This window comes from Variovorax sp. RTB1, assembly GCF_035018765.1.
Lineage (GTDB): Bacteria > Pseudomonadota > Gammaproteobacteria > Burkholderiales > Burkholderiaceae_C > Variovorax.
In genome coordinates this window covers 60,991-74,817 of sequence record NZ_JASJXG010000017.1, presented here as the reverse complement: position 1 = coordinate 74,817, position 13,827 = coordinate 60,991, and the positions used below count along the sequence as shown (strand labels likewise).

General features: G+C 64.1%; 14 protein-coding genes. 13 read left to right on the top strand and 1 reads right to left on the bottom strand.

What is annotated here, in order from left to right; all coding sequences use genetic code 11:
- The first annotated feature begins 33 nt into the window (after nt 1-33).
- The 4 genes from QN397_RS12995 to QN397_RS12980 are packed head-to-tail and all read left to right on the top strand — an operon-like array spanning nt 34 to nt 4,578.
- Complete coding sequence (locus QN397_RS12995) at nt 34-1,212, top strand: ABC transporter substrate-binding protein (RefSeq protein WP_323501035.1); 1,179 nt, start codon at nt 34-36, stop codon at nt 1,210-1,212.
- Nucleotides 1,213-1,218: 6 nt separating this feature from the next.
- A complete protein-coding gene (locus QN397_RS12990) occupies nt 1,219-2,094 on the top strand; it encodes a branched-chain amino acid ABC transporter permease (protein WP_323496371.1) in 876 nt (291 codons plus the stop codon).
- 2 nt (nt 2,095-2,096) lie between these two features.
- Nucleotides 2,097-3,863 carry a branched-chain amino acid ABC transporter ATP-binding protein/permease gene (locus QN397_RS12985; protein WP_323501034.1) on the top strand — a complete coding sequence of 589 codons (1,767 nt, stop codon included), beginning with the start codon at nt 2,097-2,099 and terminating at the stop codon, nt 3,861-3,863.
- Nucleotides 3,844-4,578, top strand: coding sequence for an ABC transporter ATP-binding protein (locus tag QN397_RS12980; protein ID WP_187052531.1), 735 nt, complete (start codon nt 3,844-3,846; stop codon nt 4,576-4,578). The genes QN397_RS12985 and QN397_RS12980 overlap by 20 nt, the downstream gene beginning before the upstream one ends.
- A 61-nt stretch (nt 4,579-4,639) precedes the next feature.
- On the opposite strand, the gene QN397_RS12975 is transcribed toward QN397_RS12980, so the two are convergent.
- On the bottom strand, nt 4,640-4,762 hold the full coding sequence (locus tag QN397_RS12975) for a hypothetical protein (RefSeq protein ID WP_323496373.1): 123 nt from the start codon (nt 4,760-4,762) through the stop codon (nt 4,640-4,642).
- A 119-nt stretch (nt 4,763-4,881) separates the two neighbouring features.
- Between QN397_RS12975 and QN397_RS12970 the strand changes: the two genes are divergently transcribed.
- The 9 genes from QN397_RS12970 (at nt 4,882) to QN397_RS12930 (ending at nt 13,825) form a co-directional block, all read left to right on the top strand.
- Entirely contained in the window at nt 4,882-5,829 is a 948-nt protein-coding gene (locus QN397_RS12970) for a LysR family transcriptional regulator (protein ID WP_187052530.1), read from the top strand.
- Between the two features lie 177 nt (nt 5,830-6,006).
- On the top strand, nt 6,007-6,516 hold the full coding sequence (locus tag QN397_RS12965; RefSeq protein ID WP_323496374.1) for a hydroxyquinol 1,2-dioxygenase: 510 nt from the start codon (nt 6,007-6,009) through the stop codon (nt 6,514-6,516).
- A gap of 16 nt (nt 6,517-6,532) precedes the next feature.
- Nucleotides 6,533-7,540 carry a hydroxyquinol 1,2-dioxygenase gene (locus tag QN397_RS12960; protein WP_187052528.1) on the top strand — a complete coding sequence of 336 codons (1,008 nt, stop codon included), beginning with the start codon at nt 6,533-6,535 and terminating at the stop codon, nt 7,538-7,540.
- A gap of 42 nt (nt 7,541-7,582) precedes the next feature.
- On the top strand, nt 7,583-9,091 hold the full coding sequence (locus tag QN397_RS12955; RefSeq protein ID WP_323501033.1) for an aldehyde dehydrogenase family protein: 1,509 nt from the start codon (nt 7,583-7,585) through the stop codon (nt 9,089-9,091).
- Between the two features lie 23 nt (nt 9,092-9,114).
- The gene (locus QN397_RS12950; RefSeq protein WP_323501052.1) at nt 9,115-10,182 is read left to right on the top strand and encodes a maleylacetate reductase; all 1,068 of its coding nucleotides are present in this window, start codon (nt 9,115-9,117) and stop codon (nt 10,180-10,182) included.
- Between the two features lie 55 nt (nt 10,183-10,237).
- Entirely contained in the window at nt 10,238-11,497 is a 1,260-nt protein-coding gene (locus QN397_RS12945) for an ABC transporter substrate-binding protein (protein WP_323496376.1), read from the top strand.
- Nucleotides 11,498-11,500: 3 nt separating this feature from the next.
- Entirely contained in the window at nt 11,501-12,220 is a 720-nt protein-coding gene (locus QN397_RS12940; protein WP_323501032.1) for an ABC transporter ATP-binding protein, read from the top strand.
- Complete coding sequence (locus QN397_RS12935; RefSeq protein WP_323501031.1) at nt 12,217-12,918, top strand: ABC transporter ATP-binding protein; 702 nt, start codon at nt 12,217-12,219, stop codon at nt 12,916-12,918. Before QN397_RS12940 ends, QN397_RS12935 begins: the two co-directional genes overlap by 4 nt.
- A gap of 37 nt (nt 12,919-12,955) precedes the next feature.
- The gene (locus tag QN397_RS12930; RefSeq protein ID WP_323496379.1) at nt 12,956-13,825 is read left to right on the top strand and encodes a branched-chain amino acid ABC transporter permease; all 870 of its coding nucleotides are present in this window, start codon (nt 12,956-12,958) and stop codon (nt 13,823-13,825) included.
- Nucleotides 13,826-13,827: the final 2 nt, after the last annotated feature.

Below are 13,827 nucleotides of genomic sequence, written 5' to 3'. Positions count from 1 at the left end.
CGATACAGCGGTGCCGCACACCCATAGGACGTCATGACCATCAGCCACACCTCCGGCATTTCCCGCCGCAAGTTTTCAGGGGCTCTTTCCGGTGCTGTCACCGCGAGCATTGCATTGCCCGGCTTCATGGGTCAGGCGTGGGCGCAGGGTGCCACCATCAAGATCGGCATGTGCGCGCCGGTGACCGGTCCGGCCGCTGAGTCGGGCAGGTATGCACAGATCGGGGCCAAGCTCGCGATCGAAGCTGTGAACAAGGCAGGCGGCGTGCTTGGCAAGGAGGTCGAACTGATCGTCGAAGACGACCAGACCACCAATCCGGGCATCGTGCTGGCATTTTCCAAGTTGGCCTCACAGACCGATATCGTCGGCTTCCTCGGCTCGATTCGTTCGACGCAAGTCCACGCGATGGCACCCGACGTGATGAAGATCGGCAAGCCGGTGATGATCGGTGGCACCGACCCGACGCTCACGCACATGGGCAACCAGTGGCTGTTTCGCTTTCGTCCCAACGACTCGTACTCGGGCAGCGTCATCGCCGAATACGGCGTCAAGACGCTCGGCAAGAAAAAGTGGGCGATCGTGCATTCGACGGACGCTTTTGGCACGGCGGGCGGCAAGGCGCTGACGGCAGGCCTAGCCAAACACGAAGGCACGACCATCGCGCTCGATCAGGGCTACGCCAACCAGAGCCAGGACTTCACGCCGGTGGTGCTCGCCATCAAGCAGTCGGGCGCCGACATCCTCGGCTCCTACTTCACGTTCGAAAACGACCTCGGCGTGTTCGCCCGGCAACTGCGCCAACTCGGCGTGACCATTCCCTACATCGGCTCGCCATCGATCGTGAACATCACGGCCTTGAAGCTCGCCGGCCCGGCGCTCTACGGCACTTACGGCGTGGCGGACTACGCCGAGGAGTCGAGCCCGGCCTCCAAGGCGTTCGGCAAGGCCTACCGCGATGTCGCCAAGGTCGCGCCCGACAACCAGTCGTCATGGACCTACGACGCCATCACCGTGCTGTGCATGGCGATCAACAAAGCCGGCAAGACCGATCCCGTCGCCGTGCGCGAGGCCATCCTGGCGATCCGAAAACACGCCGGCGCCGAGGGCGAGTACAACTTCGACGCCAACGGCGACGGCCTGCATGGCTACAACATCGTGAAGAACGACAAGGGCAACATCGTCTTCGACAAGCACGTCGAGTCGGGCACCTGATCCGCGATGGATCTCGCCCTTCAGCTCTTCTTCACGGGCTTGGGCATCGGCGCGGTGTACGCGCTGGTCGCTCTTGGCTTCGTCTTGATCTTTCGCGCGACCAACGTCGTCAACTTTGCCCAGGGCGAGTTCTCGATGGTCGGCGCGTACCTCATGGTCGTCTTCGCCGTCGACCTCAAGTGGCCGTACGGCTGGGCCTTTCTCGCGGCGCTCACCGGCATGGCGCTGCTCGGTGCGGTGTTCAACCTCGGCGTGTACTACCCGCTGCGCAACCGCACGTTTTTGCCGGTGATCATCGCAACGATCGGCGCGTCCATCTTCCTGTCCAACTCGGTGCTCGCGCTGTACGGGCCGCAACCGCAGGTGCTGGAAGGCTGGTTCGAAACGCCGGGCCTGCAGATCGGCCCGGTGTACCTCGACAGCCAGTACCTGCTCATCATGGTGGTGACGCTGGTTCTGGTCGCCTTCAACTTCTGGTTTTTCGAGCGCACCATGCTCGGCAAAAAACTGCAGGCGACCTCGCAAGACAAGGAGATGGCGTCGTTGCTCGGCATCCCGGTGTCCGCGATGATCATGCTCACCTTCGTGTACTCGGCGCTGCTCGGTGGCGTGGCGGGCATTCTGGTGGCGCCGATTCTTTTCGTGTCGATCCAGATGGGCTCGACCATCGCGCTGAAGGCCTTTGCGGCCACCATCATCGGCGGCTTCGGTGACGTCAAGGGCGCGATCATCGGTGGGCTCGCGCTCGGCGTGATCGAGACTTTCGGTGCCGCCTACATCTCGGTTCCGTACAAGGACGGTTTCGCGTTTCTGGTGCTCGTCGCGTTCCTCATCTTTCGACCGCAGGGCATCTTCGGCGAGCGCGTGGCCGAGAAAGCATAGCCGTGGCGAGCACACGGCAGACGTTGGGTACCCTGGGCTTCGCGGCCCTGGCGGCAGCAGCGGTGGCAGTCGTCACGCTGGTGCCGATGCAGGACTACACGGTCCACATCCTGGTGCAGACATCGACCTTCGCCATCGCGGTGTTCGGGCTGACGGTGGTGCTCGGGCTCTGTGGGCAAATCAATCTGGCGCAGGCGGCGTTCTTCGGGTTCGGCGCGTACGCGGTCGGGCTCGGCACCGCGGACCTGCACATGAACTTCTGGCTTGCGCTGGCAATGGGCGCGGGCATCGCGCTGGTAATGGGTGCCTTGCTCGGCATGACCACGCTCAAGCTGGGCGGTCACTACCTCGCGATGGTGACCATCAGCTTCCAGCAGATCGTGACGCTCATCATGGTCAACTGGATTCCGGTGACGCACGGGCCCGATGGCGTCGGGCGCATTCAGCGGCCGCTGCTGTTCCAGTCGTCGCAGGCGTTTCTCGGCGTTTGTGTATTCGCGGTCGCGGTCATCGGCTACCTGGTGTGGCGGCTGCCGCAAACACCGCTCGGCCGCTCGATGCGCGCGGTGCGCGACAACGAACTGGCCGCCGGCGTCGCGGGCATCAACGTCTACAAGGTGAAGGTCGCCGCCTTCGCGCTGTCGGCCGTGCTCGGCGGCATCGGCGGTGGCCTGTTTGCCGGCGGCTTCGCTTACGTGAGTCCCGACCAGTTCAGCTTTGCCGAGTCGATCGTCTTCATCACGATGACGCTGCTCGGTGGCGTCGCGGCACCGGTCGGCGCGCTCATCGGCACGGGCCTATTGATCGTGCTGCCGGAGAGCCTGCGCTTTTTGAAGAGCGTGCCGGGGCTGTACCTGGCGATCTACGGGCTCTCGATCATCCTCATCATTCGCTACATGCCCGACGGCATCTGGGGCTTCGTGCAGAACCGTGTGCGCCGCTGGCTGGCACCGCCGCCGTTCGCCGGAGCGCCGGCCGAGCTGATGCTGGCGCCGGCCTATGCGGCCAGCGCCGACGCCGCGCCGATGGCGCTCGAAGTACGAGACCTCTGCAAGCACTTTGGCGGCGTGAAGGCGGTCGATGGCATTTCGTTTTCGGTGCGGCGTGGGCAGGTTCATGCATTGATCGGACCCAACGGCTCGGGCAAGACCACCACGCTCAACGTGCTGTCGGGCATCTACACCGCGACCTCGGGTCGCGTGTTGCTCGGCGGTCGCGACGTGACGGCGCTGCCGCCTCACGCGCGCACGGTCGCGGGGCTGGGTCGCACCTTCCAGAACATTCGGCTCTTTCGCTCGATGACGGCCCTGGAGAACGTGATCATCGGTGCCGAGCAGCCCGGCAATCAGATTGCTTCGGGTCACGCGGCGCTGGTCGAGCGCGCTCGCGCGGCGCTCGCATTCGTCGGGCTCGAAGCGCGCGCACACGAACTGGTGACCGGCTTTTCATACGGGCACCAACGTCTCATCGAGATTGCCCGGGCGTTGGCCGGCAACCCGACGTTGCTGCTGCTCGACGAGCCTGCGGCCGGGCTCAACTCGACGGAAAAGCTAGATCTGCGCGATCTGTTGAAACGCATCGCCGCGAAGGGCCTGACCATTTTGATCATCGATCACGACATGACGCTGGTGACCGAGGTCGCCGAAAGCATTACCGTGCTCAACTTCGGTCGCCGCATCGCCGATGGCGTGGCGGCCGACGTGCTGCGTCAGCCCGACGTCATCGCGGCCTACCTCGGAACGGAACCCGATGCCCCTGCTTTCACTTGAAGGGCTGAACGTCCGCTACGGCGAGATCGAGGCGCTGCGCGGCCTCTCGCTGTCGATCGAGAGCGGCGAAGTCGTCACGCTGCTGGGTGCTAACGGAGCCGGCAAGTCGACCACGCTGCGCGCGATCTCCGGGCTCAACAAACCCTCCAGCGGCGAGGTGCTGTTCGATGGCAAGTCGATTGCCGGGCTCGGGCCGGAAACCATCGTCAAGCTCGGCATCGCCCATGTGCCCGAGGGGCGACGTTTGTTCCCGGGGCTCACCGCGCGCGAGAACATCATGCTTGGCGCGTCGAACCGCGGGCGTATCGCCAAGGCTGAACTGATCCGCGAATCCGACGAGATGTTCGACCTTTTTCCCGACATCCGACCGTTTGCCGATTCGCTCGGCTGGATGCTGTCGGGTGGACAGCAGCAGATGGTCGCCGTGGCGCGTGGCCTCATGGCCAAGCCGCGCTTGCTGCTGCTCGACGAGCCTTCGTTGGGACTCGCGCCCGTCATCGTGCAAAAGGTGTTTTCGATCATCGGCGAGATCCGCCGGCGCGGCACCACAGTGCTGTTGGTCGAGCAGAACGCGCGCATGGCGCTGTCGGTGGCCGATCGCGGTTACGTGCTGGAGACCGGACGACTGGCGGTGTCAGGCAAGCCGGCGGAGCTGTGGTCGAACGACGAAGTGCGGGCGGCGTATCTGGGTGGGCGGATCGAGAAGACGACCTAGCAGCCAGGCCGGTGGGTGCAGCGGCGACGCCAGCCGCACATGCAGACCTCGACGCAAGCCGTTACTGAAGCAGCACGGCGCGCACGCCTTCGATCAGCAGGCCCATGCCGGCGAGGATCAGGGTGAGGCCTACGAGCCGCTTCATTGCGGCGCGAGACAGGCCAAGGCGCGGAGCATTTTTCATGTGTGCGCCATGCTGCACGGCCGAACCCTTCCACAAGCTGACCAAACCGGCGTGTCGATTGAAGCGGGCAAAGCTGTGGCCGCAAAACCGAACGCACGACACGCGTTACCCTCCCGCGCATGGACCGCCTAGAAAACATAGAGACATTCGTCCGCGTCGCCGAAACACAGAGCTTCGCCGAGGCCGCCCGACAAATGCGCGTCGCGCGTTCGGTCGTCACCGCCCGCGTAAGGCAACTCGAAGACCATGTCGGCGCACCGCTCTTTCATCGGAGCACACGAGTCGTCCGGCTCAGCGATGTGGGCCAGGCTTTCTTGCGCGACTGCACCGAACTTGTCGGACGGGCGAACGACGTCATCGACCAGATGCGCGATGCCAAGAGCGGGCCGGTGGGCACCTTGCGCGTGCATGCGCTCACCGGCTTCGTACTGGGTCACTTCGCGTCTTTGCTTCGCGAATTCCAGGTGAGTTATCCAGACATTCATCTGGAGCTGATCGTCAGCGACGCCGTTGTGGATCCGGTCAAGGCGGGTGTCGATTGCGCGCTGCAAATTTTTCCGGCGGCGTCGACCGATCTCGTGTCGCGCCCGCTCTTTCCTGTGCGTCGCGTGTTCTGCGCCACGCCCGACTACCTGCGTTCGCGCGGCACGCCGGAGAGCCCGCGAGAACTGCATAAGCACACGCTCGGGCTCTACTCGGGCTACCCCACGCGCGACCGCTGGACCTTTCATCACGCGGATGAACAGGTGACCATGTACATGACGGCCAGCCTGCTCACCAACAGCGTCCACCTGCTGCGGGAATATGCGCTGGAGCATGCCGGTATCGTGTGCCTTCCGACGCTCGTCGCCGGCGACGCGATCTTGCGAGGCGATCTTCAGGTGGTGCTCCCGCAGCACCAGTTGTCTTCGTTTTCGCTGAGCGCCGTCTATGCCGGGACGTCGCGCAATGCGTTCAAGCTCAAGCTCTTCATAGAACACATCGTGGCAGCTTTCGCGCGCGTGCCGCCATGGGACGCAGCCATGGTCGACAAGGGTTTGTTGCCCGCGCAACTGATTTTCGACTGAGCGTCTTCAAGGGGTTACAGCCCCGGGAAAACCCTGTCGATTGACCGGATTCACCGAACAATGCGGGCCACATTTAAGGCCTACCGGAAAACCGGTCCGCTTCATAAAGTGCCTGCATCCCGCAGCACCACGATGGCGCTTCGTTGACCACCACAGGATGACCAAAGGAGACACCCCATGGCAGCCGTCTACCAGACCCGTTTCGGATCGCTGAAGAATTTTGAAAAGGGCCACGTCGAGCCGATCTCCGACGACGTGCGCCACTACGCGTTTTCCAACTGCTTCGAGATCGCGAGCAAGAGCAAGCCTTACGAAAAAGTCGTGTTCGGGCAGAACCAGATCTACGTGCTCGAAACGCTGCGCGCAGAGGGCACTTCGCCTTGGTACACCTGTGCGCACGACGAGTTCGCGCTGGTGATGGACGGTGAGGTCGAGGTGCACCTGATCAAGCTCGACGCGGCGCAGGCCGTTGCTGACGTCGAGAAGAACGGTGCGGTAAGGGTCGAGGGCGAACCCCGTGGCCAGAAGATGGGCTGGATGAAGTTGTCGCGCGGCCATCAGGCGCTGCTGCCCAAGAGCACCGCCTACCAGTTCCGTACGCCCGGCGAGCCCGGCGTGATCGTGCTGCAGACCTGCAAGGGCGACCTCTCGATCGAGAAGTGGGCCGATATCTGCCAAACGCACTGACCGAGGAGCCACGCACATGAACGCACCCGCAGAACTCGCCAAGGTGATCGCGTCGCAGCCAGACGCCTCACTCGGCTACAAGAATTTTTCGCTCGGCAGCTTCGGCTTTCGGCGTGACGAATACTTCGTCCATATCAACTGGAAGACGCGCGACGGCCGGCCCATGAGCCACACGATGGACGCCGGCAATTACCTGCGTGCACTGATGCGCGACGTAGCCTGGGGCTTCTTCTACGGCTGGGTCAACTTCGACAACGTGTTCGGCACGGTCAACCACTACCAGTCGGTCGACATGTACGCCGGCAGTTTCAACGGCACCATGAAGGACGCCGGCATCGACATGCTGGAGAACTTCCCGACGGCACAGATCCGTGCCACCTTCGAGGCGATGCTGGACGACTGGACCAACGAGAGCTTCGATCCGTTCTCCGCCCCGCAGGAAACCGGCTCCGCCTACGGGCGCAAGAACGGCAGCAACACCGCGAAGATCACCCGAGCCCGTGAACTCGCCACGCGTTGCGTCGGCCTCAAAGGCGACCTGAATCTGCGCAGCGATGAAAGCGGGGCGCCGATCAACCGGGCCTTCGCCGACGTCTCGCAGTCTCAGCCCGAGCTGCATCCCGAACCCGGCTTCGAGAACGAAGTCCATGCGTTCAGCCTGTTCGGCTTCTTGAGCCGCTCACAAGTGACGTGGAACCCGAGTTTCACCTCGGTGGTGAAGCACAGCTTCATGTGCCCTACCACCGAAGAACACATGCTGCCGATCATTCATGGCAACGATCGCGTCGAGTGGTTTTTTCAGATGACCGATGAGATCCATTGGGACTGCGCCGACAAGAACACCGGCAAGCCGATGGCCCGCGTGATCATGAAGGCGGGAGACATGTCCGCCATGCCCGCCTATTGCCGGCACCAGGGCTACAGCCCTAAGCGCTCGATGCTGCTGGTCTGGGAGAACGGCTCGCCCACCCTGGTCCATGAGATCCAAAAGGGCGAAAGCCCAGAGATCCCCGTTCAGTTCTGAAGCCACGCGGTCCATCGCGACCGCACCAAGGAAAACCTTTTCATGACTCTTGCGGACATTCAGGCCGCGGCTGGCCTTGTCACGCCTGTCCGCCACCAGCTCTTTATCGACGGACGCTTCGTCGATGCCGAATCGGGCGAAACGCTGGCCACGCTCAACCCGCACGACAACTCGACCATCGCCCAGGTCGCACTCGCCGGCAAGGCCGACGTCGACAAGGCCGTCGCTGCGGCGAAGCGGGCGTTTCCCGCGTGGAGTCGCATGGCGGCCGCCGATCGTGGACGCATCCTGCTCAAGCTTGCCGACCTGATCGAAGCCAACACCGAAGAACTGGCGCGACTCGAATCGCTCGACACCGGCCATCCGATACGCGACTCCCGCAGACTCGACGTGCCGCGCACGGCAGCGTGCTTCCGCTACTTCGGTGGCATGGCCGACAAGTTCCAGGGCGAGACGATTCCGGTCGAGGCCGGCTTCCTGAACTACACGCTGCGCGAGCCGGTCGGCGTCGTCGGCCAGATCGTGCCGTGGAACTTTCCACTGATGTTCACGAGCTGGAAGATGGCGCCCGCGCTGGCCGCGGGCAACTGCATCGTGATGAAACCCTCGGAGATCACGCCGCTCAGCTCTTTGAAGATCGCAGAATTGATGGCCGAGGCCGGCATGCCACCCGGCGTGGTCAATATGCTGCCGGGGCTCGGCAGCGTGGCGGGCCAGTACATCGCCGAACATCCGGACATCGCCAAGATCGCCTTCACCGGCAGCACTGCGACCGGTCGCCGCATCGTCCAAGCCAGTGCTGGCAATCTCAAGAAGGTGCAGCTCGAACTCGGCGGCAAGGGCCCGAACATCGTGTTCGAAGACGCCAACCTGCAGGCCGCCGTCAACGGCAGCGCCTGGGCAATTTTCCATAACCAGGGGCAGGCCTGCATCGCAGGTTCGCGCTTGATGCTGCACGAGAAAATCGCCGACGCCTTCCTCGACAAGTTCGTCCCGCTGGCGCAGTCGATCCGCCTCGGCAACCCGCTCGACGACGCGACCGAAATGGGTCCGCTCACCAGCGCGTTGCACCAAGACCGCGTGCTGGCGTATGTCGACATCGCGTGCGAGCAGGGCGGCGAGGTGTTGGCGGGAGGCCGCGCACCGGGCGGTGACCTGGCGGCCGGTTGCTATGTCGAGCCGACCATCGTGCGGGCGCGTTCGTCACGCGATCGCATTGCACAGGAAGAAGTGTTCGGCCCCTTCGTCACCGTGCTCACCTTCAAGGACGAGGCGGAAGCGACGGAGATCGCCAACGGCACAGACTACGGACTCGGCAGCGGCCTGTGGACCGGCAACCTGCAGCGCGCCCACCGCATGGCACGGGACCTGCACGCCGGCATGGTGTGGATCAACAGCTACAAGCGCGTCAATCCGGGCTCGCCTTTCGGTGGCGTGGGCCAGAGCGGATACGGGCGCGAGATGGGGTTCGATGCGATGCGCGAGTACACGCAGGTCAAGAGTGTGTGGGTCAACATCGACGCGCAGATTCCACCGCACTTCGCACGTTGAAAAAAGCCGCAGTGAAAGCTCCGATGCAAGACTTCGTCTACACCAGCCATTCGCAGCGCGTGGTGTTCGGTGCGGGCTCGCTGCAGCACCTTGCGCGCGAAATCGATGCGCTCGGAGCGCGACGGGCACTGGTGTTGTCGACGCCAGAGCAGCGCGTGCAAGCCGAGCGCGTGGTCGACATGCTCGGCGCGCAGGCCGCCGGCATCTTCGATCGCGCGGTGATGCACGTACCGATCGAGACGGCGCGAGAAGCCCGTGAAGTCGCGCGTCGGCTCGGCGCCGACTGCGCCGTCGCCATCGGCGGCGGATCGACCACCGGCCTGGGCAAGGCGATCGCACTCGATTCGGGCTTGCCGATCCTCGCCATTCCGACGACCTACGCCGGCAGTGAGATGAAGTCGATCTACGGCCTCACCGAAGCCGGCGTGAAGAAGACCGGCAAAGACCCGCGTGTGCTGCCGCGCACCGTCCTCTACGACCCCGAGCTTTCGCAGACCTTGCCGCTGGCGATGAGCGTCACCAGCGGCATCAACGCCATCGCGCATGCGGCCGAAGGCCTCTACGCGCAGGACAGCAATCCGGTGATGGACCTGATGGCAGTCGAAGGCATCACAGCCATGGCACGCGCGCTTCCGTCGATCCGCAAAAACGCGCTCGACATCCATGCCCGCACCGATGCGCTCTATGGCGCATGGCTGTGCGGCAGTGTGCTCGGCAGCGTGGGCATGGCGCTGCACCACAAGCTGTGCCACACGCTGGGCGGCAGCTTCAACCTCCCGCATGCGGAGGTACACACCGTTGTGTTGCCACATGCCCTGGCCTTCAATGCCGGTGCGGCGCCGATTGCAATGGCGCGAATTGCCAAGGCGCTGGGCAGCGCGTCAGCGGCGGCGGGGCTGTACGCGCTGGCGCGCGACAACGGCGCACCCACCGCGCTCAAAGACATTGGCATGCGAGCCGAAGACCTCGACCGCGCAGCGGACCTGGCGGTGAGCAATCCGTACTGGAACCCGCGGCCTTTTGGCCCGACAGAACGCGGCGCGATTCGCGCGCTGCTGCAGCGCGCCTGGGATGGCGAGCCGCCGCGCTGATGGCGTCCGGTAGCAACCGAATTTGTGCAACGACATAACGAAGAAGGAGACAACCATGGCTTTCAATCGCAGACAGTTCACCCAGGCCGCAGCGGCCCTCGCCGCCACCGGCGCTACGCCGCTGGTGTTCGCGGCCGACACGATAAAGATCGGGTTCGTGTCGCCGCAGACCGGCCCGCTCGCGCCGTTCGGCGAAGCCGACAAGTGGGTCATCGAACAGATGAAGACGGCCTTCAAGGACGGCATCAACGTCGGCGGCAAAAAGTACGCGGTGCAGATCGTACTGAAAGACAGCCAGTCGAATCCGAACCGTGCCGGCGAAGTCGCCAACGACCTGATCCTGAAAGAAAAGGTCGCGCTCATGCTTACCGCGGGTACGCCCGAAACCGCCAACCCGGTGAGCGATGCGTGCGAGCTGAACGAGGTGCCTTGCATCTCCAGCGTGGTGCCATGGCAGCCCTGGTTCTTTGGGCGCAAGGGCGACCCGGCCAAAGGTTTCAACTGGACCTACCACGTGTTCTGGGGGCTCGAGGACGTCATCGCCACCTACACCAATGGCTGGAAGACGGTGGCGACAAACAAGAAAGTCGGCGGCCTGTTCCCCAACGATGGCGACGGCAACGCTTGGGGCGACAAGGAGCTCGGCTTTCCCAAACCGCTGGCGCAGATGGGCTTCACCCTGACCGACCCCGGCCGCTTCCAGAACGGCACGCAGGACTTCAGTGCGCAGATCGCGGCCTTCAAGAAAGACGGCGTCGAGATCGTCACCGGGGTGGTGATTCCGCCGGACGCCAAGACCTTTTTGACGCAAGCGAAACAGCAGGGTTTCAAGCCGAAGATCATTACGCTCGGCAAAGCGCTGCTGTTCCCGGGGGCCATCGAAGCGCTCGGCGATCTGGGCGATGGCCTGTCGACCGAAGTCTGGTGGAGCCCGTCGCATCCGTTCACATCGAGCCTCACCAAGCAGAGCGCCAAGGCGCTGGCCGACGCTTACGAAGCCGGTACGAAAAAGCAGTGGACGCAGCCGATCGGCTTTTCGCATGCGCTCTTCGAAGTGGCGGTCGATGCGCTGTCGCGCGCCAAGTCGCAGAAGGCGTCCGACGTGCGCGATGCCGTCGCCGCGACGTCGATCGATTCGGTGGTCGGCCCGGTGAAGTGGGGCGGTCAGGGCCCGTTCAAGAACGTGAGCAAGACGCCGTTGGTGCTCGGCCAGTGGGGCAAGGGCAAGAAGTACAAGTACGAGATGGTCATCGTCAACGACGAAGCAGCCAAGAGCATTCCGGTCGGCGGCACGCTGCGGCCGATGCCGAGCTGAGCGATGACGCTTCTGGCGCTGCACGGGGTCAGCAAGTCGTACGGCGCGCTCAAGGTTATCGACGACATCACGTTGTCGGTGAGCGAGGGCGAAACGCTGGGCATCTTTGGGCCGAACGGCGCGGGGAAGACCACGCTGTTCAACCTGATCTCGGGCGACGCGCGGGCGGATGCCGGCCGCATCGATTACGAGGGGCGCGACGTGACCGGGCTCAAGCCGCATCAGCGCTGCCAGGCCGGCATCGGCCGGAGCTATCAGGTGCCGCAGCCGTTCGGCAACATGAGCGTGTTCGAAAACCTGGTGACCGCTGCCTGCTTCGGGGCGCAGCAAAGCGAGCGGGAAGCCTGGAACACGGCGCACGAGGTGCTGGAGCAGACCGGGCTCATGCCGCACGCCAACAAGCCGGCGGGTGGCCTGACGCTGCTGAATCGCAAACGGCTGGAGCTCGCGCGGGCGTTGGCGACGCGGCCCAAGTTGCTGCTGCTCGACGAGGTCGCGGGCGGCCTTACCGAGCACGAGGCCAAGCAGCTGGTCGAGGAACTTCAGCGCATCAAGTCGCGTGGCATGACCATGATCTGGATCGAGCATGTGGTGCATGCGCTGCTGTCGCTTGCCGACCGGTTGTTCGTCATCAACTTCGGACAGAAGCTGGCCGAGGGCGAACCGCGTGCCGTGATGAACGACGGCGAAGTGCGCCGTGTGTACATGGGGATGGAAGCGTGACGGCTCTATTGCAGACGCAGGGCTTGCAAGCCTTCTACGGCGATGCGCAGGCGCTGTTCGGTGTCGACTTCACGCTGGCGCAAGGCGAACTGGTCGCCATCATCGGCGCCAATGGTGCGGGCAAGTCGACGCTGCTCAAGTGCCTGACCGGCCTGGTTCGCGCGCCGCGCGATGCGGTGCGATTCAAGGGCGAAACCATTGGCGGATTACCCCCCGGCGAGATCGTCAAGCGCGGTCTCGCGATGGTGCCGGAAGGCCGGCGTCTGTTTCCGAGCCTGAGCGTCGAAGAGAACCTGTTGATCGGTGGCCTGACGCGCCGCGCAGGCCCGTGGAACCTGCAACGCCTTTACGCGCTCTTTCCCATCCTGGCCGAGAAGCGCCGTCATCCCGGCACCTCGTTGTCAGGGGGCCAGCAGCAGATGGTGGCGCTGGGGCGGGCACTCATGAGCAACCCCGACGTGCTGTTGTGCGACGAGCTGTCCCTGGGCCTGGCGCCCATCGTCATCCGCGAGATCTACGCCGCCATGCCCGACATCACGCGTGAAGGCATGACGGTGGTCATCGTCGAGCAGGACGTGACGATGGCGCAACGCGTGTCGCAGCGCATCTACTGTCTGCAGGAGGGGCGTGTGTCGTTGCAGGGTCGCTCCGATTCGATGACGCGCGAACAGATATCGCAGGCTTACTTCGGCTTGTGATGGCAGCACGAAACGTAACGCGAGTGGAGCCACTGCTTTGATCGAAACCATCCTCCAGGGCATTCTGCTCGGCGGTCTCTACACGCTGTTCGCGCTCGGCCAGTCGCTGATGTTCGGCGTGATGCGGCTGACGAACACGGCGCAGGGCGACTTCATCATCCTTGGCGCCTTTACGGTGATCGCGAGCACGTCGCTGTTCGGAGATGCGCCGCTGCAGGTGGCGGTGGCAGCGCTCGCCGTGTTGCCGATCGCCTTCGGGTTCGGCTACGCGCTGCAGCGCTACGTGTTGAACGGCACGCTCGGCAAAGATCCGCTGCCGTCGCTGGTCGTGACCTTCGGCCTCTCGATCGTAATCCAGAACATGCTGCTCGAATTGTTCTCGGCCGACCCGCGCTCCATCGAGACGGCTGGTCTCAACACGCAAGGCTTGCGCATTGGTGAGTCGCTGTCGGTCGGCGTGTTGCCGCTGATCGTGCTTGCTATCGCGCTGGTGGCGACGGCCGCCCTGCAGTGGCTTTTCGCACGCACGGCGCTCGGTCGCTCGTTCAGGGCGGTGTCGGATGACCGCGAGATCGCCGAACTCATGGGCCTCAACGCGAAGAAGGTCTACGCGCTGGCAACGGCCATCGCCTTCGTGCTGATCGCCATTGCGGGGGCGTTGCAGGGTATGCGCACAACGGTGTCGCCGTCCGATGGCCCGCTGCTGCTGCTCTTTGCCTTCGAGGCCGTGATCATCGGCGGCATGGGTTCCTTTTGGGGCACGCTGGCCGGCGCGATGATCCTCGGCATCACGCAGCAGATCGGCTTCAGGCTCGATCCGGGCTGGGGCATCTGGTTCGGCCACATCGTTTTTCTGCTCGTGCTGGTGCTACGCCCGCAGGGGCTCTTTCCGAAGACCCGAGGATGATG